The following is a 21434-nucleotide window of genomic DNA, read 5'->3' on the forward strand; positions in this document are numbered from 1 at the left end:
AAATAGGTGAATATGCAAAATATTGTTGACTAAAAAGCAATAATTGGTGCATTGCCATGAAATCCACCTTAGAAGAATTACAGGCATTTATTCACATTGTCGATAGTGGTTCGATTGTCGGTGCAGCTGAGCATTTGCAACAAACCACATCAGGTGTCAGTCGAGCTTTACAACGCCTTGAATCTAAACTCAATGTGACTTTATTAGAGCGTACTACACGTAAGTTAAAATTGACCCAAGAAGGGCAGTTATTTTTAGAAAAAGCCCGAAAAATTATCCATGATCTGAATGAAGCAGAAGATGCTTTACTCAAATCAGATAGTGATACATCGGGTTTGATCCGAGTGGATTCAGCCACTCCTTTTGTGTTACACGTGGTTGCACCCTTGATGTCTGAATTTGTTCAACTTTATCCAGATATTGAAATTGAGTTAAATACCAATGAGCAAATTATTGATTTATTAGAGCATAAAACTGATGTGGCAATTCGTTTTGGTGAATTGAATGATTCAAGTTTACATGCCAGATTATTATGTAAAAGTCGCTTATATATTGTTGCAAGCCCTGAATATTTAGAACGGAATGGTTATCCCGAAAAGCCTTTAGACATTTTAAAGCATGCACAAATTGGCTTTAGTAAAGGCGGTCATCTGAATACATGGCCGATTCGTGTCAATAAGGGTGAAAAGCTTGTTGTGAGACCTAAAATTAAAGCTTCCAGTGGAGAGACGGTGCGCCAATTGTGTTTGCGTGGGCATGGAATCGCACGATTATCTGAGTTTGAAATTTCGAAAGATTTAAAACAAGGTCATTTGATCGCGCTCTTTGAAGATCAAATTGAGCTGTATGAACAGCGCATCCATGCGGTGTATTATCAGCAAGAGCACTTGCCAAAACGTGTCCGTTTATTTATTGAGTTTTTAGCGCAAAAGCTGTCAAAGTATCGATAGTTTTTTGTGGAGGTAAGTCCAAACTGAGCAAGCTTTGGCTGTTTCCTTGCGCTTTATTCAGTAGTTTGATCTCAAAATGTTGTGCTGAATTTTGCTGACATTCAAAGTCTAAATTCTGTTGTATTGGCATGTTAATACGCATGTTCACATCACTGCTCACACGATAGCTGTAGGCTCTGTTTGCCGCTGTGTGATGCAAAGTCGGTTGTAAATGATCAAGTTGATATTCACCCAAACGCTGTGTTTTTAAAAAGCCTTCGATCAAAGATTTACAAATAAAATGTTGTTGCTGAGCAGCTTGGTTGACTTGCTGTGGTTGGCATGCACTCAAAATCAAAGCTGTACCGATGAGGGTGATTATTTTCATTATTTTCTCCTTTCAAATGTATCCAGTGATAAAAATTGGCTGTGAAAGAAGCATAAATCTGTTAAGTTTATAGATACAGATACAACAAATATTAAAATTTGGGTACAGATATGGCTTTTCAATATCAGGCTTTAGCGCAACAGATAGCACAGAAAATTTATAGTGGTGAATTGGCAACGGGGCAGCGTTTAAGTTCATTGCGCCAATTTGCAACTTTACAAAACATTAGCTTGAATACGGCAAAAAGTTGTTATGAATTGCTTGAAGCGCAAGGCTTGATTTATGTCAAAGAAAAGTCAGGTTATTTTGTCCAAACGCAGCAAAAAACACCAAATATTGCACTGCCTGATCATCCCGATTTTAAGTCCAAATCCCGTGAAGTTTCTAACTTAGAGTTGCAAATTCAAATTCATGAAGCCTCTGCCAATAATCGTCTGATTCATCTCGGATCAATTCAATTATCACCGAATTTTATTCCGATTGAAGCACTTCGACGTTCGATTCAACGTGCATTAAAGCATTGTAAGCCTGAGGATTTTTTATATAACAATCGACAAGGTCATCCACGTTTGCGTGAAGCGTTGTCAGCGCATTGGGCAGAGGATGGTTTTTATATCGACAAGGATGATATTTACATCAGCAATGGCTGTATGCCTGCATTGTCAGTGATGATACAAAGCTTTAGTAATGAAGGAGATAGCATCATTGTTCCAACGCCTAACTATAATGGTCAGTTGCAATTGTTGGCATTATTAAAAAGAAAAATCATCGAAATTCCTGCCAATACTGAAGGTTTTGATATCGAGCGTCTTGAACAGGTGATGCAAAACTCAGGGGCAAAAGTATGTTTACTGACAGCTAATTTTCAAAATCCTTTGGGTTTTTGTTTAAGCAATGAAGAGAAAGAAAAAATAGCTCAATTGGCTGAAAAATATCAATGTTATGTGATCGAAGATGATATTTATGCGGAGTGTAGTTTTGATGCTAAACGCCCTTTACCGATTAAATATTGGGATCGGGCAGGTTATGTGATTTATTGTAGTTCGATTTCTAAGTCTTTATCACCATCTTATCGGGTAGGGTGGTTTTGTTTGCCTCAGCGTTTGAAACATTTACATGCCACGCTGATTTTGCAAAATGATTCGGTCAATATGCCCTTACAGTTAGGGCTTGCCGATTTGATTTTCAGTCGGGCATATCGTCAGCATTTAAGTGAATTGCGTCCTAAACTCATGGCGCAGGTTGAGCAATATCGACAGTTTATTTCTCAGGCTTTTTATGGGGTTGATATTCGACTGAATCAGCCACATGGCAGTTATGCGTTGTGGTTGCAACTGCCAAAACAGATCGACAGTTTAGCCATGTATTATTATGCGCAACAGCACAGTATCAATATCGTCCCCGGCTTAATTTTTGGTGAGGATAAGCGCTATAACAATTGTATTCGTTTAAATGCAGGGCATGAGTTATCGCAAGAGATTCAGGATGCGATTGTGTTGTTGGCAGATTGGGTCAGAGTGCAATTGTCTGAGAATAAAGTGGCCTAGGATTATTCGTTGGGATTAAATCAGCAATTGATGTTATGCATTTGAAAAATGAAGTATTCTATTTTCAAAGTTTATTAATACTTCTCGGCGGAGTCCTACATCAAAAGTTTTAATTTAGGGATTTGCCTCCGGCTCGACCTACTTTTCTTTCGGGAAAAGTAGGCAAAACCATTGTCATCCACAAAACTCGTCCACTTCCGTCAAAATACTAAATACATCGCAGAAACATATTTGATTAAAAGTAGTCTTGCCTCAAACACTTGTGGATGACGCTATCGCGTATCCATTTTTATTGAGAAACAAAAGCTGTTTTTATCTTACTACGTAACTTCAGTTAGTAATAGAAGTCCCTTCTCCCTTTGGGAGAAGGTTAGGATGAGGGAAATGGACTAAAAATCCGCTTTCAACACAATTCGATAACGTGCCTGACCTGAATGCAGTCGCTCCAAAGCCTCGTTAATTTGTGACATTGGATACAATTCAATCTGTGGGGCAATGTTTTTACGTGCTGCGAATTGCAACAATTGACGTAAAGCAAAAGGTGAACCTGTCGGAGAGCCTGTCACCGATTTTGCACCACTGATCAGTGTACCCGCAGGAATTGGCATCGGCTCAAGTACCATACCAAGCATGTGAATCGTGCCATTTGGGGCAAGGGTATTCAGATAAGATTTCCAATCCAAACTGACATTGACCGTGCACAGTAATAAATCAAATTTACCACGTTGGCTTTTCAGTGCATCCGCATCACGGCTATTCACCACATGATCTGCACCCATCGCTTTGAGTTCTTCAGTCTTGTCCAAACTTGAGGTAAATGCGGTAATTTCACAGCCCCATGCTTTGAGCAGTTTGATTGCCATATGTCCTAAACCACCGATGCCAATCACACCAACATGGTGAATCGCTTGGATTTGATGTTTTAAAATCGGGTCAAAAACAGTAATCCCACCACAAAGCAGCGGACCCGCACTTTCAGGGTCTAAGTCTTCAGGAAGAGGAATAATCCATTGCCAACCTGCACGAACTTTATCTGCAAATCCACCTGCATGACCGACAATTGTCGCTGTTTTGTCACCTGTACATAGCACTTGTTGACCACTGACACACGGGTCACAGTGTTGACAGCTTTCCGCAGTCCAACCAATTCCGACACGTTGACCAACTTTTAAGCCTTTGGCTTCAGAACCAAGTTGGGTGATTGTTCCAATAATTTCATGACCTGCCACCACAGGATAAACTGCATTGCGCCATTCATTATTAATCACTGAAACATCAGAGTGGCACAGCCCGCAATATTCAACTTTCACTTCGACTTGATGCGCTTGTAACTCACCTGCATCAAAATCATAAGGTACAAGTGCCGCACCTGCTTCCAAGGCTGCATAAGCGTGAATGGTATTATCTGTCATTTGAATCCTTCCTATTTTTTTAATGTTGAAAACAGTATTTTTAACTTTGAAAACTATCTGCTTAATGTTGAAAATTAGCGTGATATACAATCATTTTCGTGATCATTGACCATGCCAACAGCCTGCATAAAGGCATACATGGTGGTCGGTCCTACAAATTTAAAACCATTTTTCTTTAAGCTTTTTGACATTTTTTGGCTGATTTCAGTCTGTGCAGGGGCTTGTTTGTAATCAGGCACATCATTGATTTGCGGTTGTTGTTCTACAAAATCCCATAACCATTGCACCATGTCGATGCCTTGCGCTTTCATGTTTTGCCATGCAATCGCATTGTCACGAATGGCTTTGAGTTTACCAATATGACGAATGATTCCCGCATCTTGTAATTTATATTCGAGATGTTGATCGGTCAGATTGGCAATGTGTTCGATGGAGTGTTGGAAGAAATGTTCTCGATAAGATTCACGTTTTTTTAACACAGTAATCCATGATAGCCCTGCTTGCTGTCCTTCGAGGCAGAGCATTTCAAAAAGATGCTGTTCATCTCGATTGACTTTGCCCCACTCATGATCGTGGTAGTCGATATAAAGTGGGTCATCGGAGCACCAACCACAGCGTTTAATTGTCATCGTTGTTGCTCCTGCTACTGTATTTTATTTGAATCAAAGAGATAAATTGAAAGTGTATGCTATAAGCTAAAGCTCGTCCATTGGTCATTTTTATTATCCCAATATGACAGTTCTGCCTGTGGTAAATCTGTGAATTTTACCCAAATATCTTTGCCTGCTTTATCAGCAAAACCTGTACTGATCAGTAAGGCTTCCTCGGTAATTTCCATGATCCAACCTTGATGGCTTAGTCCATTTAAGACAATTTTTTGCTGATTGCCTGATTCTGCAAATTTAACCAAACGTTCAATCAACGCTTCTGACATGAAATTTTCCTAAGTCTATTTTCAACTAAAAACTTTACAACATATTAACGTAAATACGGGTAAGGATTGACTGCGCCACGTCCTTTACCATTTAAGTATAATCCATAGTGCAAGTGAGGGGCAGTGTGTCGTGCATTTCCTGTATTGCCAACGTAGCCAATTAATTCGCCACGTTTGACATAGTCACCTTCTTTTAAACCACGTCGATGGTCATTTAAATGCGCATAGTAGTGATAGGCACCGCTTGGACCGAGTAACCAAATCACTTTACCACCCAAGTTATTATTTCTTAGGCTCATGATCACACCTTCGGTACTACTGTACACTTTTGTTCCACGTGAAGCCATGATGTCAATTCCCTCATGAACTCGCCCTGAGCTACGTGATGCATACCAAGTATCTGTTAGTTTTTGGGGTTTTACACCATCAACGGGTATGGGTAAGCGATTGGGCATCGGCATGGCTTTTAAGCGATTGATTTGTTCAATCGGTAACTGTGGTTTGCTTGGTGTTGTTTTTTTAGGAGCAGTGGTACATGCACTTAAAAGAATGGCAATAAAAGCAAGAATGCAAAGTTGAATGCTACGGGACACGAGAAATCCTTATTTGTAATTCTTCAATTTTTAAAATGGATGAGTTGTAAAATGAACATATTAAAATTGAAAATTTAAGCCGAAAACCCGTGTCTGACTATGTCATAGATTGCTTGCTGAGATCAATTTTTTCATGGCTGTAGGAATGCCCATTTGTGTAGCTTTTTGTGGCGAAAGCCATTCACCGCCAAGTTCAGCCAAGAGATACTCCTTTTGATCATTCTCAACATGGAAAATGTGCGCATTTAGAATCCAAGTAAAATGGGTAAAGCTATGTGAAATTTGCACAACTTCAGTTTTGGAAACTAATTTTAAACGCTGACAAAGCTGATCAAATTCAATGTCATTTTCAATAATCGGCAGACTCCATAAACCACCCCATAGACCTGAGTGAGGACGTTGTTGCCACAGCCATTGTCCCTCAGATTCGATTAACAGAACTTTTGCTGTTTTTACAGGGACAGCTTTTTTCGGCTTCTTATAGGGCAGTTCTGTTTCTAAACCTTGCGCATGTGCTTGGCAATGTTGTTGCATCGGGCAGTATAGGCACAGTGGTTTTTTCGGGGTGCAAATGGTCGCACCTAAGTCCATAATCGCTTGGGTATAGTCATGATTGCGTTCAGTCGGGCATAAGTCTTCTGCACGTTGCCACATTTCCCGTTCATGAATCGGTTTGCTGAGATCATCTTCAATGGCAAAAAAACGTGCCAAAACTCGCTTTACATTGCCATCCATAATTACGCCGTATTGACGTAAACCGAGTGACATCAGTGCACCACCTGTAGAGCGTCCAATGCCTGAAAGTTCCATCCACTGCTCTAGATTTTCAGGAAAATGTCCTTGTTGGCTGACCACACCCGCAGCTTTATGTAGATTACGTGCCCGTGCGTAATAGCCCAAGCCTGCCCAATAGGGTGCAACTTCATCCCATGAGGCTTTGCCTAAGTCATCCACGGTCGGAAAGCGTTCTATAAAACGATCAAAGTATTGCAGAACGGTTTTCACTTGTGTCTGTTGCAACATGATTTCAGAAACCCAAACTTTGTACGGATCATCCGCGACTTGCCACGGCAGATCATGACGACCATGTTGATCGAACCAAGTAAGGAGTGCATCTGAAAATGAAAATTGCGACATATTGATCATGAACGAGGGAGGAAAAACTTGAGCTTTAGTATAGCGAAATGTACTGTTGGATGAGATGGATTTATTTTAAAGCTAAAAGCAAAGAAAGACGACAATGCGTCTTCCTTTGAGTATCTGAATTGATTTATCTAGAGAAAAGATTAATTTTCAGCCACTACACCCCAACGTTTATCCAATTTCAAAGCTTGATTTGGATAACGTGGAATAATGTGAATATGGAAATGTTCCGCTTGTTCTTCGCCAAAAACATTACCATCATTAAATGCGATATGAAAACCTTCAGGTTGATAACGAAGTTTTAATTCATTACGCGCCAACTCAAGAAGTGTCGATAAACTCTTACGCTCTTTTTCAGTCACATCAAAAAATGATTCAACATGACGTAAAGGGATAATGACAGAATGTCCCTTGGTTAAAGGATTCAGTTCTGGAAGAATGACGCCAAATTCATTTTTATCAATGATATCGAATTCATCAAATTCACAATAAGGGCATTTTTTTTCAGTCATTTTTAAGTCCTCTTTGTCTATTTTAAATCGACTTATTCAGCATTTTTATTATGCCAATGTACGATCTAAAAGGCTGTACATTGCAGCCAATCCATTTTTTTCAGCCTCTTGGTTATAACCTAAATCGACACCATTGGCTTTGGCACGTTCATCGGCTTGTGGGTTACTAAAGCCATGTTTTGCATCTTTGAGTACGATGACTTCAGATTTAACTTGAGCATTACTCATTTCTTGTTTAAATGATTCAACATCTGCTAAAGACACCATACTGTCTTTTTCACCATGTAGAACGAGAACCTCAGCTTTAAAAGTATCTTGTTCAGCAGCTTGTTGGGCAGATAAATTGGCATGGAACGTGACCACAGCTTTTAAATCTGCGCCTGAGCGTGCTAAATCTAAAATGACTTTACCGCCATAACAAAAACCAATCGCAGCAAGGCGTGTTGCATCTACTTCAGGTTGTGCAGCAAGTGTGGCTAAACCTGCGGATGCACGATCTATAATGGTTCCAGCTGTTTGAAAGGTTTGCATCATCCATTCATTGGCTTGTGATGCAGTTGTAGTCACGTTTTTATTGCCATACATATCAATTGCCAATGCAGCAAAACCATGTTCAGCAAGTTCACGAGCACGTTGTTCTGTATATTCGTTACGTCCCCACCATTCGGGTGAAACAATGACACCTGCAACAGCTTGTGTAGATTCAGGTGCAGCAAAATAACCGATGAGCGTTGTGCCATCTTTTGCTTGATATTGAATTTCACGGGTTGTTATTGCATGAGCCATCTGTTAAATCCTTGTATATCAGTGAGAATGATCTTGATTAAAGCATAAATAATAAGAATTCAAATGACTAATTTACGAATACTTACGATAGAAATGTGAGAAATTATGAATCTTATAAAAGTAGAAAAGGCATAAAAAAAGAAGGTGTTTTAAACCTTCTTTTTTATTTAGTGAGAATTAGAAGCTTGTTAAACTTTCCCTCTGGAAAGAAATCCAACAATTGCAAGAATCACTGCAATCACCAGTAGAATAATTGCAAATTCTTTTGATAATCCTGCGACACCACCGAAACCAAATAAACTTGCAACTAAGGCGATTACAGCAAAGATAATAGCCCAACGAAACATATTCTAATCTCCGTTTTGTTTTTATGTCGTTTTACTATAGGTATAAATGGCAACTGGGTTTGTGATGTTGTGTTTAATTCATGTGAAAAAACATTTGATATCTACACATGATGAGATAGAGCTTATTTATGAAATTTTTACTGATTTTATTATGTGTTAATTCAACTAAAATAAAGGCTCAATGATCGAGAGATGATAACTTAAAAATTAAGCTCTACCTCTAAAAATAAACCCAAAAGCGGCTAAAATGGCAGCGAGAATTAAAAATAAAATTCCAAATTTTTTAGAGATACCCGCAAGATCGTAGAACCCTAATAAACTGATGATTAAAGCAAGGATCATTGCAAAAATTGCCCATCGAAACATTGTTTTACCTCCATCTCTGATTGACAAGTTGAGTATAAATTTTCTTCGATCTCGCTGTTGTTGCGTTCTGTGTAAAAATGTGATGAATGTCTTGATATGTAATCCATTTGTGATGTTTTATATTTTCTCGTTTATATTGTTATAGCAGTATAATATATCCATTATTTCATGTAATTGAATGGCTTTATGGCACTCGAAATTCGTCCGCAATTTTGGAAAAAATATACTCTCACCGAGTTAAATCAAGCTGAGTGGGAAGCATTGTGTGATGGTTGTGGTTTGTGTTGTTTAATCAAACTTGAAGATGATGAAACGCATGAAATTGCCTATACCAAAGTGGCGTGTAAGTTATTGGATTGCCAAACAGGACATTGTTCAGATTATGCAAACCGTTTCCAGCATGTACCAGACTGTGTACAACTCACACCTGAAAAATTAGAACACATTCATTGGTTACCTTCAACATGTGCTTATCGACGTGTGTATGAAGCCAAGAACCTACCCAATTGGCATCATTTAATTACAGGTTCTCGACATAATGTGATTAAGGCAAGAAAGTCAGTCGCAGGGCGTTGTATTTCGGAAACAGATGTCGATGAAGACGAAATTGATGAATATATTGTACGTTGGGTACGTTAAATTGGTTATACAATATTTAAAATAATAATTGATAATCATTATCAAATGGTAATATGATCAATCAATTTCAAATTTTAGCTATAATCGAAAATGATTGTTGTAAACTTATTGTGGAAAAAATTTGGCTTTCATCTATTGATGATAAGCCTTTGTTTAAGCGCTGCTTTGAATGTGTCTGCAAAGCCTGACTTAAAGCCATTGGGTGAAAATATCGCTGATCAAGGTTCGCAGTATTACCAATTTAAAGTTCAAAATTTCCAATCAGCTGATCGTTTACGCAATTATAAAGTATGGTTAGCGATCCCTAAGCATCACAATAAAAATCAATCATTACCAGCACTCTATCTGCTGGATGGTAATTCAGTCATGTCACGTTTAGATGAGCAACTGCTGAAAAATCTATCTGAGCATGATCGTCCAGCACTTATTGCCATTGGTTATCAAAGTAATTTACCTTTTGAATCGGCCTCACGTTCAGTGGATTACACTCCGCCTGATGAATCAGGAAAAATCACGCCTGATCCACGCAATCCTGAACGGATGGCGGGCGGTAGTCATCCGTTTAGGCAGGTCATTTTTGAGCAGATCATGCCTTGGGTGAATACTCAAGTGAAATTGGATGTGCAACGAACGGCGCTCTGGGGACATTCGTATGGTGGGTTATTTGTTTTAGATACAGTCTTGAATGCACACCAAAATGAGCAAAGGTTCTCTCATTATTTTGCCGCGAGCCCATCATTAACTTGGGCAGATTCTCGAATGTTAAAAGCGATTCAAAATGCTCAGATTAATTGGGTGAAAGGGCAAAAATTGCTGGTGATGGAAGGAGATCTTATTCAGTCTAAAGGTGAGCGTATGAGTCCAAATGCAGACAGTTTAATGATTGAAAATAATCGTCAGACGGTGCGCGATCTTGCCGATAAAGGTGTTGAGGCAAAATTGATGTTGTACCCACATTTGAGTCATGGGCAGGTATTCCAAGCGTCATTGATGGATGTTTTAAACAATCGTTTATTTTAATTTTATCGCTATTACTAAGTTTGTGCTGATTCATTTTATTCACTGAATTTTAACTGTGAAAATATCCTATTTAATGCTTTCCATAGTAGACTAGGGAAAGCATTCACCAATTAAAAAAGCAGCATGTCAGACACCAATATTCCACTTCCTGAACGCCTACGCCCTCGTGATTTGTCTGAAATTATTGGGCAAGATCATTTGCTTGGTACAGATGCACCTTTACGCCAAATGATTGATCAAGGACATTTACCTTCAATTATTTTTTGGGGGCCACCAGGTGTGGGAAAAACCACGATTGCGCTATTGCTTGCACAAGCAGTCGATCGTCCATTTGTGAGTTTGTCTGCACTCAACACAGGGGTTAAGGAACTCCGTGAAGTGATTGCTGAAAGTGGTGATTTGCTGACACCTGTGGTTTTTATTGATGAAATTCATCGTTTTAATAAGTCACAACAAGATGCTTTATTGAATGCTGTCGAAAAAGGCAAAATTACTTTAATTGGTGCGACCACTGAAAACCCATCTTTTGAAGTGAATAGCGCATTATTGTCACGTTGTCAGGTCTACACCTTAAAAGCATTGGACAATGAAGCGATTGAAGAATTGATTCGTCGTGCTATTCAACAAGATCAATTTTTGCAAGAACGTCATATTCAAATTGAAGAGTTTGATGCACTGGTTCAGTTCGCTGCGGGTGATGCACGTAAAGCCTTAAATTTGATCGATTTGGTTGCCAGTACCTTTGAACCTGAAATTGAAAATATTGTCACCAATGCGATAGTGGTCAAAGTCGCACAGCAAAATATTGCACGTTATGACAAATCAGGCGAGCAACATTACGACCTTGTTTCGGCATTTATCAAATCAATTCGGGGTAGTGACCCAGATGCGGCTTTGTATTGGATGGCGCGCATGTTAAAAGGTGGGGAAGATCCCGTATTTATTGCGCGTCGTATGCTGATTGCTGCTTCAGAAGATATTGGAAACTCGAATCCGAATGCTTTATTACTGGCAGGAGAATGTTTCCGTTCGGTACAGGCGGTTGGAATGCCAGAATGCCGAATCATTCTTGGACAATGTGCTGTGTATTTGGCAACCAGTGCTAAGAGTAATAGTACCTATTTAGCCATTAACAAAGCTTTAGAATTAGCTGAACGCACTTCAAACTTACCTGTGCCATTACACTTAAGAAATGCGCCAACTAAGTTAATGAAAGAACAAGGTTATGGTGTGGATTATCTCTATCCGCATAATTATCCAGAACATTTTGTACTTCAGGAATATTTGCCGCCAGAGTTAAAGGGCACAAAATTGTACGAATCTGCACGTAATAAACGTGAGGTTGAGGGTGAACGCTTACAACAACGTCGTTGGCAACAGGAACAGCAACAACAGCAACAACAGTAATTTTGTTTTGTTACTGCTGAGGTATATTCTAAAATTTCTAAGCAGGATTCTTTGTCGAAGGTCACAGAAAGGTTTAAAATATGGCTAAAATTTGAATTAGGCTGATTTCATCTAAAAACAGTTCATTGGGATTAATGGGCATTTTAAATGAATAGACATGTTATGAAATTATCTGCTTTAACTTTGGCTGTATTATTTACGCTACCGATGATCAGCCATGCTGAAGTATCTACAAACATAACTTCACGCGTTCAAACGAGTCAAACCACAGCACCGTTCAAAACGTTATATCAACAAAACTTTGCACAGCAACAATCCATTCCGACGGGTTGGCGGATTCCTGGTAATAATCCAGGCACTGTTCATGTGGAAAATGGCACATTAAACATCGATGGTCGTGCCAATGCCTCAGCACCAACCACAATTCTATTGCCACAAAATTTAGAAAAACAACAAAATTATCGCATTGATTTTGAATTCACTTTAGACCAACCTGTGAATCGTTCACGTTGGGGCAGTGTGATCTATGATGTGACAGAAACGCAGGGTGTGATTCCGAACAGTTATTATCAATTTACACTACGTGCTGATACGTCTGCAAAAAATGGGACTGAATTTGGTCGCCGTAAAAGTAATGGTTCATGGGATGTGATTGAAACCAAAGGCTATTCTGAAAATATACATCCAAATCAGTGGTATAAAGCAAGTATTGTGGTTTCTGGACAACGTGTACAACATTATTTAAATAATCAACTCATGCAAGACACTGAAATTGAGAAATTATCTGCCAAAGGTGGAATCGGTTTTTCAGCGACGGGCTTAATTCTTAAAATTAAAAAACTACACGTTTCTGAACAAGTAAGTGCCTTGCCAGAATTAAAAAATAAAGCATCACAAGTTCAAGATATTCCGAGCAATGTCGGTTTAGCCCCGACCATTATTCAGACGATTGTTAGTGCAAATAGTGCAATGAATATTGCCAATCAACAGTATTATCAACTTGATGCCAATTTAAACTTAATTGATCAAGCGGGACAGCTTGTAGAACATTTGCAACACTATCTCAACAATCCAAAACGTCAAACTATTGCTGTATTAGAAGTCAAAGATATTCAGGTTCTAGAGGCTTTAAAATTATTCTCAAAAACACAAGACATTAGCGACATTACCTTATTGTCAAAGAATGAAGAGATTTTGAAATCGGCTCATCAACTGGTCCCTCAAGTCCGTACCACTTTAGATCTAAGTGCCGAAAAATTAAAAGATAATCAGCAAACATTATCTAATATTTTACGACGTACCAATCAAGCCTATGCACGAATCGTGATATTGCCAGAAAACCTAGCCAATAAATCCAGTATCAGTTTTATTCAACGGCATTTGATGACCGTGTGGATGAAGTCTTCCACCAGCCAAGTACAGGATGTAGCTTATATTTTAACGTCTGGCGTGAATGGTGTGATCACGACGCAGAGTCCTTTGTTCACGCAAGTTTTACAGCAATTTCCAAAAAATACGTTATTACGCAAACCTTTTATTATTGGGCATCGTGGGGTTCCTGATTTAGAAGATGAAAATACCTTAGAAAGTACCAAACATGCGGTAGTATTGGGAGCTGATATTGTTGAAAATGATATTTATTTGACTAAAGATCAACAACTTGTAGTGATGCATGATGCGACGGTTGATCGTACGACAACTGCAACGGGCAAGATTGAGGAGATGACACTTGCTCAAGTAAAACAACTAAAAACCAAAAATAAAGGCTATCAAATCCCAACCTTAGCCGAATATTTTTCAGCATTTAAAAAAAATCCTAACTTTGTATTAATGATTGAAATGAAAAGTGCTAACCCTGCTTTAGTTCCTAAAATGCAGGAAGAAATTAAAAAATACCAAGTTGAAAATCAGGTGGTAACGACTTCATTTAATACGGCTCAAGTTGCGCGAGCTCAGTCTCAAATTCCAGAGATTTCTCGAGGTTTATTGGTTGGAAATATGCCAAATAGCCGCAGTGTTTTAGCCAATGCCAAACAGATTAATGCAGATGTTCAAAAATATAATTCGACCTATAATCCAGCGTATCGTGCAGATTTAGTTGCTCTTTTGGAAAATACTAAACATCGTGGTATTAGTTTTTGGCCTTGGGCTTTAGATGCGGAAACCTTTAAGAAACTCTATATTGCAGGGACTTATGGGATTACCACTAATTCATCACAGCTTTATTCTAAATACATCGTTGATATTCAAGCACCGAAAAGTGCTCAAGTTCAAAGGGGGAACCCTGTATCTATGAATGTAGAATTAAAACAACAGGATGGTCAAGAATTGAATGAAGTGACGGATCATTTTGTTGTTTTAGCGGGTTCGCCACAATATGAGTTTAAAAATGGTCAGTTGTATTTTCTAGAGAAAGGAACTGCTTATATTTTGGCGGGTTATAAATATCAAATGGATGCACAGAATTATTATCAAATTTTTTCTACACCTGTGAAAGTTACGGTGAAATAGAAGAGATACAGTTGGTTTGTATGTGATTTAAAATAGCAAGGAGAGCACTTAAAAGTGCTCTCCTATACAAATAAATTGGTATAAGTTATTGATTATTCTACAGTTACGGATTTTGCGAGATTTCGTGGTTGGTCAACATCTGTACCACGAAGTACTGCAACATGATAAGAAAGCAACTGAACTGGAACACTATAAACAATTGGTGCTAACCAAGTATTTACAGTCGGTACATGCACGACATGTTGACGGTCTTGGTTTTTGATTCCACTGTTTTCATCCGCGAAAACAAATAATTCGCCACCACGTGCTTGTACTTCTTCCATGTTTGATTTGAGTTTATCTAACATGTCATCTTTCGGTGCAAGAATTACTACAGGCATGTCATTGTCTACTAATGCAAGTGGACCATGCTTCAGTTCACCCGCAGCATAACCTTCTGCATGGATATATGAAATCTCTTTTAATTTCAATGCACCTTCAAGTGCAATCGGGAACTCTGTGCCACGACCTAAGAATAGGCAATGTTGCTTTTCTTTAAACAGTTCAGAAAGACGTAAAATAGCTTTATCACCTTGCAATGTATCCAAAATGACTTTTGGCAAGTGCCATAAAGCTGAGGTGATTTCTGTAATTCGTTCTTCAGAAATTGTTTGCTTCACTTGACCTAATTTTAGAGTCAGCAACATTAATGCTGCAAGTTGGGTGGTAAATGCTTTAGTAGAAGCCACACCAATTTCAGGACCTGCAAGCGTCAATAAATGGTGATTAGTTTCACGTACCATTGATGATGTTGCAACATTACAAATGGTCATCGTACTGATATTTAAGCCTTTTGCTTTAGCACGCTTTTGAGTATCACGTAGTGCAGCTAAAGTATCCGCAGTTTCCCCAGATTGTGAAATACAAACGTAAAGCGTATTACCAACAATCACTGGTGAGCGATAACGGAACTCGCTAGCAATTTCGACTTGGCAAGGTAAGTCGATCAGCTGCTCTAACCAATATTTAGCAATCATCCCAGCATGGTAACTGGTACCACATGCAAGAACTTGTACTTGCTGAATATTTTTAAAATCTAACTCTGCATTTTTTAAGAAGTCATCACGTAAAGCATTGCCATTTAAAGCTTGGGAAATGGTTTGCTGAATGGCTTCTGGTTGCTCGTAAATTTCTTTAAGCATGTAGTGCTTATATTCGCCTTTAGACGCATTACTTATAGTTGCATCTAGCTCTTTGACTGGGCGTTCTACAGCTTGACCATTTACAAATACTTCAATTGAACTACGGGTTAAACGTGCAATATCGCCTTCTTCAAGGTACATAAAGCGATTCGTCACAGGTAATAGTGCGAGTTGATCAGAACTGATGAAGTTTTCACCAATGCCCAAACCAATGACCAATGGCGATCCTTCACGCACCGCGATCAATTCATCTGGATGATCAGTATGTACGATACCTAAGGCATACGCACCTTTGAGTTGTGGAACCACTTGTTCAACTGCTTTGAGTAGATCAGGTGTAGATTTCAAAGCTTCATGCACTAAATGTGCAACCACTTCTGTATCAGTCTGTGAGGTAAACACATAACCAAGGGCTTCGAGATCGTCTTTAAGCTCTTGATAATTTTCGATAATACCATTATGAACTACAGCTACATTACTTGAAATATGCGGGTGCGCATTATTTTCAGTTGGTTTACCATGGGTCGCCCAACGGGTATGTGCGATCCCCAAAGAACCTAAAATATTAGACTCAGAAACCGCTTGTTCAAGGTTTGCAACTTTACCGACACGACGTTCACGTAAAATTTGACCATGATCGACCAATGCAACACCAGCAGAGTCATAACCACGGTATTCAAGGCGTTTTAAGCCTTCGATTAAAATATTTGTAATGCTACGTTCAGCAACGCCACCAACAATTCCGCACATCGTTATATCCTCTTATTTCGTAGTCTTTTGGGGACGTTGATAATTTTCTTTAGAAATTTGTTTTGCACGTTCAAATGCAAGGCTATTGTCAGCAACATCATGCGTAATTACTGAGCCTGCACCTGTTGTTGCACCATTGCCAATTTTTACAGGGGCAACCAATGAGTTATTAGTGCCGACAAAAGCATTGTCACCAATGATCGTTTTGTGTTTATTGGCACCATCATAGTTACAGGTAATGGTACCTGCACCAATATTCGACTCAGCACCGATTTCTGCATCACCTAAGTAGGCAAAATGGTTGGCTTTCGATGCATGACCAATCGAAGTATTTTTCACTTCTACAAAGTTACCGATATGTACTTCATTCGCCAGTTTTGCACCAGGACGTAAGCGGGCAAATGGACCAATTTGTACATTTTCACCGACAACAGCATTGTCAAACACGCTATACGGTTGAACTTTAGTACCTGCAGCAATTTTGGTATTTTTAATCACACAGCCTGCACCAATTTCAACATTGTCACCAAATTCACAAACACCTTCGATGATGACATTGATGTCGATTCGTACATCTTGACCGACATTGAGTTGACCACGTAAGTCAAAACGAGAAGGGTCTATTAAATGCACTCCTTGTTGCATTAATTTCTTTGCTTGATAATTTTGAAATTCGCGTTCTAAAGCAGCAAGTTGAATGCGGTCATTGACACCTTCAACTTCAAAAGCAAGTTCAGGTTGAATCGAAGCGATTTCCATCCCATCTGCCAAAGCCATTGCCACGATATCGGTCAGGTAATATTCACCTTGCGCATTATCATTGCTGAGTTTAGGCAACCATTCATGCAATTTGGCATTGCTGACACAGTAGATTCCTGTGTTAATTTCTTTGATTTGACGCTGTTCTTCTGAAGCATCTTTATGTTCAACAATGGCTTGAATTTTACCGTCTTTGCGTACAATACGACCGTAACCTGTTGAATCATCCAAGGTTAAAGTGACTAGACCAATACCTGTTGCAGTAGAGGCATCGACTAATTTTTGCAAGGTGCTTTGCTGTACACAAGGTACATCACCTGACAGAATCAGGGAAATTCCATCTTGTGGTAATACAGGCAAAGTCACTTTAACGGCATGGCCTGTACCGAGTTGTTCTGTTTGTTCAACCCATTCTACATTTTCGTTGGCAAAGGCATTTTGAACTAGATCACCGCCGTGACCAAAGATTGTTATAATATTTTTTGCTTGTAATTGTTTTGCTGTTTCAATCACATGACCAAGTAAAGGACGACCTGCTAAAGGTTGAAGTACCTTCGGTAAGCTAGAACGCATACGCGTACCTTTACCTGCAGCAAGAATGATCACCGTCGTTGACATAACACACCCTAGAGTTTGGCTTAAGCCATATTAAAATATAAATAAATCAGTATACAAATCGCTGCCCAGAAGCCTGCAATAATGTCATCGAACATGATGCCAAAGCCACCATCGACTTTTTGATCAATGACACGAATTGGCCAAGGTTTCCAAACATCAAATAAACGGAACAATGCAAAACCGGCCAATACCCAAATCCAGCTCATTTGTCCAAAATAAATCAGAGGAAGAAGGGTGATTGATTGTCCTGCAAATTCATCCCAAACAATACGCCCATCATCATGTACATGGATGATGTCAGCTGTTTTGCCACAAATCCAAATTCCGACCAGTGACATGATCAATATCGCTAAAATGGAGGCATAAAAACCAATTGCAAGCCAAATGGGAACGAATAATAAGGCGAATGCTGAACCAAACGTACCTGGCGCTTTAGGTGCTAAACCAGAACCAAAACCTACACCACAAAAGACGATGCAACGTTCAGCCCAAGTCATATTTTTAAAGACGATTGGAGGTTTATGCAAAATGTTGATATCCATTTAAATGAAGAGGATGATCTAAGCCATCTTTTTCAAAGACTAATCCGCGTTGTTGAGTAATTTCACCGATGATTGTAGTTTTTACATTCGGCTGTAATTGCAAAAGTTTTTGGTAGTTTTGCATTGTTATTGTAAAGCATAACTCATAATCATCACCACCCGCTAAGGCATATTTCCATCGCTGATTGTTATCTAAATCCCTTAAAGCATTATTAATAGGGAGTTGATCTAGCTGAATTTTTGCACCGACATCAGATGCATTTAATATATGGCCTAAATCTTGAGCTAAACCATCTGAAACGTCAATCATACTTGAGGCTAAACCCTTAAGCATGTTGCCTAATTCACAGCGTGGAGTTGGGTAGTCTAAGCGTTGTTGTAATGGATGACCTAAATGTTGCAAAGCAAAAGCTGCATCGCCAACTGAACCACTGACCACAATCAGATCACCAACTTGTGCACCTGAACGTGTCACAGCTTTGCCTGTTTCAATCCAACCGAGTGCTGTCACACTGAGGGTCAAATGTGGACTTTGCGTGGTATCGCCACCAATTAAACGTACCCCAAATTGATCGCAACAATCATATAAACCCTGACTAAAATCTTTCAGCCAGTCATGATCAATTTGGGGTAGGCTCAATGCCAGAAGAATACTGTGTGGTTTGGCTCCCATTGCAGCAATGTCAGATAAATTGACAGCAACAGATTTCCAGCCAATGGCATGTGGGGATGTATCGAGCGGGAAATGTCGTCCAGCGACCAAAGTATCTGCACAAATCACCAGCTGATGATTTCGCGGAGGGGTGAGCAGGGCTGAGTCATCGCCGACCCCCAAATCTACGTCAGTATTATTTCGACGATTGAAATAGGTTTCAATAATTGAAAACTCAGCCATGTAAAAACAACTTATTTCGCTTGTTGCTTTTCTGCATCACGGAGGCTCGTTGCTAAACGGTCTAATACACCATTGATGTATTTGTGACTGTCTGCACCACCGAAGTGTTTTGCCAGTTCAATGGCTTCATCAAGTACGACACGGTATGGGATTTCAAGATGATCCTTGAGTTCATACGCGCCTAAACGTAATGTAGCAAGTTCGACACCATCCAATGCTTCGATCTCACGATCTAGAACTGGAATCAGTAAAGCATCCAATGCTTCATGATTTGCAATCACAGCAGTGAGCAACTCATGATAATAGCCGAGATCCACTTTATGCATCGCATTGTCAGCACGTGTACGTGCTTCGATTTCATGCACTGGGTTGTGGCTCATTTGCCATTCATAAATCCCTTGTACAGCAAAACGACGAGCTTTACGTTTTGCTGCATAAGTAGCTTGGAGTGTTTGCGACATGCTTTAAATTGCCTTTAACAGGTTAACCATTTCAATAGCAGTAAGGGCAGCTTCACCACCTTTATTACCTGCTTTTGTACCAGAGCGTTCAATCGCCTGTTCAATACTGTCAGTCGTCAATACGCCATTGATTACAGGTAAGCCAGTGTCTAAACCAACTACACCTAAACCTTTAGCACATTCACCTGCAACGAAGTCGAAATGTGGTGTACTACCACGAATCACTGCGCCAAGTGCGATGACTGCATCGAATTTACCAGAGGCAGCTAATTTTTTAGCGACTACAGGTAGTTCCCATGCACCTGGTGCATGAACGACAGTGATATTATCGTCGCTTACACCATGGCGATGCAATGTATCAATTGCACCTTCTAATAAATGTTCAACAACAAAGCTGTTAAAACGACCAACTAAAATCGCGTAACGGTCTTCGCTTGCGAGATGTAATAAACCTTCAATTCGGCGAATCGCCATAGCAACCTCGATGTATTTAATAGTGAAGTTATTTATTCACCGCTACTTATTTCATAAAAAAGAAGTAGGGGCGATCAAAAAATTATTGCGCTGTTTTGTTGTCAGCAGTGATGTATTCCACCACTTCTAAATTAAAGCCTGATAATGCATTAAAACGTAATGGTGAGCTGAGAAGCTTCATTTTCTCTACACCAAGATCACGTAAAATTTGTGCACCCACACCAATGGTTTGATATTGTTGTGAAAGTGCAGCATTTGATTTGGTTGGTTTTGGCTTGCCTAGGTTTTCAAGTGCAGGACCGAGGTCTGTCAGATGACGTTGACCAATCCAGACTAAAACACCACGATCACTTTCAGCAACCGTCTTAAGTGCTTTGTCCAAGTTCCAAGCTGCTTCACCATCTTGCTTATTCAATTTGAGCAAGTCACGTGCAGGATTAAAACCATGTACACGAACAGTGGTCACGCCTTCTTTAGGCTCGCCTTTGACTAAGGCCAAATGAATATCTGGATTACCAATTTCGCGATAACGGTATAGTTCAAAAGTACCGTATTCTGTGTCGATGCTTTGTTGATCAATGCGTTCAACAGTTTGCTCATTGGTCATACGATAATGAATCAAATCCGCAATCGTACCAATTTTTAAACCATGCTTTTCTGCAAATACTTCAAGGTCTGGACGACGTGCCATCGAACCATCTTCATTGATAATTTCGCAAATGACAGAAGCAGGTTCTAGACCCGCCAAACGTGATAAATCACAGCCAGCTTCAGTATGACCTGCGCGATGTAATACACCACCAGGTTGAGCCATCAATGGGAAAATATGACCGGGTTGCACGATGTCAGCAGGTTTTGCATGCGCAGCGACTGCTGTTTGAATGGTATGTGCACGTTCTGCCGGTGAAATACCCGTAGAAATACCGTTTGCTGCTTCAATTGAAAGCGTGAAATTTGTACCGTGTTGTGCACCATTGCTATCTACCATTAATGGCAAATCGAGTTGTTTACAGCGTTCACGGCTTAAAGTTAAACAAACTAGACCACGAGCATGGGTGATCATAAAGTTGATGTCTTCAGGACGTACGTGTGTTGCAGCAATGACTAAATCGCCTTCATTTTCACGATCTTCATCATCCATCAGGATAACCATTTTCCCTGCACGGATGTCTGCTACAAGCTCTTCAACGGTATTGAGCGGCATCAACCTTCACCTTTTT

At 39.6% G+C, this 21434-nt stretch carries 23 protein-coding genes; 6 read left to right on the forward strand and 17 right to left on the reverse strand.

The features are described from left to right. Positions 1–56: 56 nt before the first annotated feature. Entirely contained in the window at positions 57–950 is an 894-nt protein-coding gene (locus tag BEN71_RS00980) for a LysR family transcriptional regulator (RefSeq protein ID WP_068973366.1), read from the forward strand. Here BEN71_RS00980 and BEN71_RS00985 read toward each other — a convergent pair. Further along, positions 910–1317 carry a hypothetical protein gene (locus BEN71_RS00985; RefSeq protein WP_068973367.1) on the reverse strand — a complete coding sequence of 136 codons (408 nt, stop codon included), beginning with the start codon at positions 1315–1317 and terminating at the stop codon, positions 910–912. The genes BEN71_RS00980 and BEN71_RS00985 overlap by 41 nt on opposite strands. 110 nt (positions 1318–1427) lie before the next feature. Between BEN71_RS00985 and BEN71_RS00990 the strand changes: the two genes are divergently transcribed. Next, on the forward strand, positions 1428–2864 hold the full coding sequence (locus BEN71_RS00990) for an aminotransferase-like domain-containing protein (RefSeq protein ID WP_068973368.1): 1437 nt from the start codon (positions 1428–1430) through the stop codon (positions 2862–2864). A gap of 389 nt (positions 2865–3253) precedes the next feature. Here the strand turns inward: BEN71_RS00990 and ahr are convergent, their stop codons facing one another. From ahr to BEN71_RS01035, 9 genes are all read right to left on the reverse strand, one after another. Beyond that, the gene (gene ahr, locus BEN71_RS00995) at positions 3254–4276 is read right to left on the reverse strand and encodes an NADPH-dependent aldehyde reductase Ahr (protein WP_068973369.1); all 1023 of its coding nucleotides are present in this window, start codon (positions 4274–4276) and stop codon (positions 3254–3256) included. Positions 4277–4350: 74 nt separating this feature from the next. Continuing rightward, complete coding sequence (locus BEN71_RS01000; protein WP_068973370.1) at positions 4351–4905, reverse strand: DNA-3-methyladenine glycosylase I; 555 nt, start codon at positions 4903–4905, stop codon at positions 4351–4353. A gap of 59 nt (positions 4906–4964) precedes the next feature. Next, positions 4965–5210: a hypothetical protein gene (locus tag BEN71_RS01005; RefSeq protein ID WP_068973371.1), complete on the reverse strand. Its 246-nt coding sequence runs from the start codon at positions 5208–5210 to the stop codon at positions 4965–4967. 44 nt (positions 5211–5254) lie between these two features. Next, the gene (locus tag BEN71_RS01010) at positions 5255–5803 is read right to left on the reverse strand and encodes a M23 family metallopeptidase (RefSeq protein ID WP_068973372.1); all 549 of its coding nucleotides are present in this window, start codon (positions 5801–5803) and stop codon (positions 5255–5257) included. Positions 5804–5905: 102 nt separating this feature from the next. Continuing rightward, positions 5906–6940, reverse strand: coding sequence for an A/G-specific adenine glycosylase (mutY, locus tag BEN71_RS01015; protein WP_068973373.1), 1035 nt, complete (start codon positions 6938–6940; stop codon positions 5906–5908). Positions 6941–7089: 149 nt separating this feature from the next. After that, entirely contained in the window at positions 7090–7458 is a 369-nt protein-coding gene (locus tag BEN71_RS01020; protein WP_068973374.1) for an HIT family protein, read from the reverse strand. 48 nt (positions 7459–7506) lie between these two features. Next, the gene (locus tag BEN71_RS01025; protein ID WP_068973375.1) at positions 7507–8244 is read right to left on the reverse strand and encodes a dienelactone hydrolase family protein; all 738 of its coding nucleotides are present in this window, start codon (positions 8242–8244) and stop codon (positions 7507–7509) included. A 188-nt stretch (positions 8245–8432) separates the two neighbouring features. After that, positions 8433–8591: a DUF1328 domain-containing protein gene (locus BEN71_RS01030; RefSeq protein ID WP_068973376.1), complete on the reverse strand. Its 159-nt coding sequence runs from the start codon at positions 8589–8591 to the stop codon at positions 8433–8435. A gap of 207 nt (positions 8592–8798) precedes the next feature. Next, on the reverse strand, positions 8799–8957 hold the full coding sequence (locus BEN71_RS01035) for a DUF1328 domain-containing protein (RefSeq protein WP_068973377.1): 159 nt from the start codon (positions 8955–8957) through the stop codon (positions 8799–8801). A gap of 186 nt (positions 8958–9143) precedes the next feature. On the opposite strand from BEN71_RS01035, the gene BEN71_RS01040 reads away from it, so the two are divergent. The 4 genes from BEN71_RS01040 to BEN71_RS01055 all read left to right on the forward strand — a co-directional run bounded on the left by BEN71_RS01040 (position 9144) and on the right by BEN71_RS01055 (position 14534). Then, complete coding sequence (locus BEN71_RS01040) at positions 9144–9596, forward strand: YcgN family cysteine cluster protein (RefSeq protein ID WP_068973378.1); 453 nt, start codon at positions 9144–9146, stop codon at positions 9594–9596. Positions 9597–9686: 90 nt separating this feature from the next. After that, positions 9687–10616, forward strand: a complete 930-nt coding sequence (locus BEN71_RS01045) for an alpha/beta hydrolase (protein ID WP_068973379.1) — start codon at positions 9687–9689, stop codon at positions 10614–10616. Between the two features lie 123 nt (positions 10617–10739). Then, positions 10740–12023: a replication-associated recombination protein A gene (locus BEN71_RS01050; RefSeq protein ID WP_068973380.1), complete on the forward strand. Its 1284-nt coding sequence runs from the start codon at positions 10740–10742 to the stop codon at positions 12021–12023. Positions 12024–12185: 162 nt separating this feature from the next. Continuing rightward, positions 12186–14534, forward strand: coding sequence for a glycerophosphodiester phosphodiesterase family protein (locus BEN71_RS01055; RefSeq protein ID WP_068973381.1), 2349 nt, complete (start codon positions 12186–12188; stop codon positions 14532–14534). A gap of 92 nt (positions 14535–14626) precedes the next feature. On the opposite strand, the gene glmS is transcribed toward BEN71_RS01055, so the two are convergent. The 7 genes from glmS to ribBA form a co-directional block, all read right to left on the reverse strand. Beyond that, complete coding sequence (glmS, locus tag BEN71_RS01060; protein ID WP_068973382.1) at positions 14627–16465, reverse strand: glutamine--fructose-6-phosphate transaminase (isomerizing); 1839 nt, start codon at positions 16463–16465, stop codon at positions 14627–14629. A gap of 12 nt (positions 16466–16477) precedes the next feature. After that, positions 16478–17842: a bifunctional UDP-N-acetylglucosamine diphosphorylase/glucosamine-1-phosphate N-acetyltransferase GlmU gene (glmU, locus tag BEN71_RS01065; RefSeq protein ID WP_068973383.1), complete on the reverse strand. Its 1365-nt coding sequence runs from the start codon at positions 17840–17842 to the stop codon at positions 16478–16480. Positions 17843–17862: 20 nt separating this feature from the next. After that, positions 17863–18384 carry a phosphatidylglycerophosphatase A family protein gene (locus BEN71_RS01070; RefSeq protein ID WP_068973384.1) on the reverse strand — a complete coding sequence of 174 codons (522 nt, stop codon included), beginning with the start codon at positions 18382–18384 and terminating at the stop codon, positions 17863–17865. Beyond that, positions 18362–19279, reverse strand: a complete 918-nt coding sequence (gene thiL, locus BEN71_RS01075) for a thiamine-phosphate kinase (RefSeq protein ID WP_068973385.1) — start codon at positions 19277–19279, stop codon at positions 18362–18364. The genes BEN71_RS01070 and thiL overlap by 23 nt, the downstream gene beginning before the upstream one ends. Before the next feature lie 11 nt (positions 19280–19290). Beyond that, complete coding sequence (gene nusB, locus BEN71_RS01080; protein WP_068973386.1) at positions 19291–19740, reverse strand: transcription antitermination factor NusB; 450 nt, start codon at positions 19738–19740, stop codon at positions 19291–19293. Between the two features lie 3 nt (positions 19741–19743). After that, positions 19744–20214: a 6,7-dimethyl-8-ribityllumazine synthase gene (gene ribH, locus BEN71_RS01085; protein ID WP_004718750.1), complete on the reverse strand. Its 471-nt coding sequence runs from the start codon at positions 20212–20214 to the stop codon at positions 19744–19746. Between the two features lie 82 nt (positions 20215–20296). Further along, positions 20297–21418, reverse strand: coding sequence for a bifunctional 3,4-dihydroxy-2-butanone-4-phosphate synthase/GTP cyclohydrolase II (gene ribBA / locus BEN71_RS01090; RefSeq protein ID WP_068973387.1), 1122 nt, complete (start codon positions 21416–21418; stop codon positions 20297–20299). Positions 21419–21434 lie beyond the last annotated feature (16 nt).

It is taken from the genome of Acinetobacter wuhouensis (genome assembly GCF_001696605.3).
GTDB lineage: Bacteria > Pseudomonadota > Gammaproteobacteria > Pseudomonadales > Moraxellaceae > Acinetobacter > Acinetobacter wuhouensis.

Bases quoted from the DNA above. Each gene is read 5' to 3' on its own strand.
- BEN71_RS00980 (WP_068973366.1), top strand. From the start codon at position 57: ATGAAATCCACCTTAGAAGAATTACAGGCATTTATTCACATTGTCGAT.
- BEN71_RS00985 (WP_068973367.1), bottom strand. From the start codon at position 1,317: ATGAAAATAATCACCCTCATCGGTACAGCTTTGATTTTGAGTGCATGC.
- BEN71_RS00990 (WP_068973368.1), top strand. From the start codon at position 1,428: ATGGCTTTTCAATATCAGGCTTTAGCGCAACAGATAGCACAGAAAATT.
- ahr (WP_068973369.1), bottom strand. From the start codon at position 4,276: ATGACAGATAATACCATTCACGCTTATGCAGCCTTGGAAGCAGGTGCG.
- BEN71_RS01000 (WP_068973370.1), bottom strand. From the start codon at position 4,905: ATGACAATTAAACGCTGTGGTTGGTGCTCCGATGACCCACTTTATATC.
- BEN71_RS01005 (WP_068973371.1), bottom strand. From the start codon at position 5,210: ATGTCAGAAGCGTTGATTGAACGTTTGGTTAAATTTGCAGAATCAGGC.
- mutY (WP_068973373.1), bottom strand. From the start codon at position 6,940: ATGTCGCAATTTTCATTTTCAGATGCACTCCTTACTTGGTTCGATCAA.
- BEN71_RS01020 (WP_068973374.1), bottom strand. From the start codon at position 7,458: ATGACTGAAAAAAAATGCCCTTATTGTGAATTTGATGAATTCGATATC.
- BEN71_RS01025 (WP_068973375.1), bottom strand. From the start codon at position 8,244: ATGGCTCATGCAATAACAACCCGTGAAATTCAATATCAAGCAAAAGAT.
- BEN71_RS01030 (WP_068973376.1), bottom strand. From the start codon at position 8,591: ATGTTTCGTTGGGCTATTATCTTTGCTGTAATCGCCTTAGTTGCAAGT.
- BEN71_RS01035 (WP_068973377.1), bottom strand. From the start codon at position 8,957: ATGTTTCGATGGGCAATTTTTGCAATGATCCTTGCTTTAATCATCAGT.
- BEN71_RS01040 (WP_068973378.1), top strand. From the start codon at position 9,144: ATGGCACTCGAAATTCGTCCGCAATTTTGGAAAAAATATACTCTCACC.
- BEN71_RS01045 (WP_068973379.1), top strand. From the start codon at position 9,687: ATGATTGTTGTAAACTTATTGTGGAAAAAATTTGGCTTTCATCTATTG.
- BEN71_RS01050 (WP_068973380.1), top strand. From the start codon at position 10,740: ATGTCAGACACCAATATTCCACTTCCTGAACGCCTACGCCCTCGTGAT.
- BEN71_RS01055 (WP_068973381.1), top strand. From the start codon at position 12,186: ATGAAATTATCTGCTTTAACTTTGGCTGTATTATTTACGCTACCGATG.
- glmS (WP_068973382.1), bottom strand. From the start codon at position 16,465: ATGTGCGGAATTGTTGGTGGCGTTGCTGAACGTAGCATTACAAATATT.
- glmU (WP_068973383.1), bottom strand. From the start codon at position 17,842: ATGTCAACGACGGTGATCATTCTTGCTGCAGGTAAAGGTACGCGTATG.
- BEN71_RS01070 (WP_068973384.1), bottom strand. From the start codon at position 18,384: ATGGATATCAACATTTTGCATAAACCTCCAATCGTCTTTAAAAATATG.
- thiL (WP_068973385.1), bottom strand. From the start codon at position 19,279: ATGGCTGAGTTTTCAATTATTGAAACCTATTTCAATCGTCGAAATAAT.
- nusB (WP_068973386.1), bottom strand. From the start codon at position 19,740: ATGTCGCAAACACTCCAAGCTACTTATGCAGCAAAACGTAAAGCTCGT.
- ribH (WP_004718750.1), bottom strand. From the start codon at position 20,214: ATGGCGATTCGCCGAATTGAAGGTTTATTACATCTCGCAAGCGAAGAC.
- ribBA (WP_068973387.1), bottom strand. From the start codon at position 21,418: ATGCCGCTCAATACCGTTGAAGAGCTTGTAGCAGACATCCGTGCAGGG.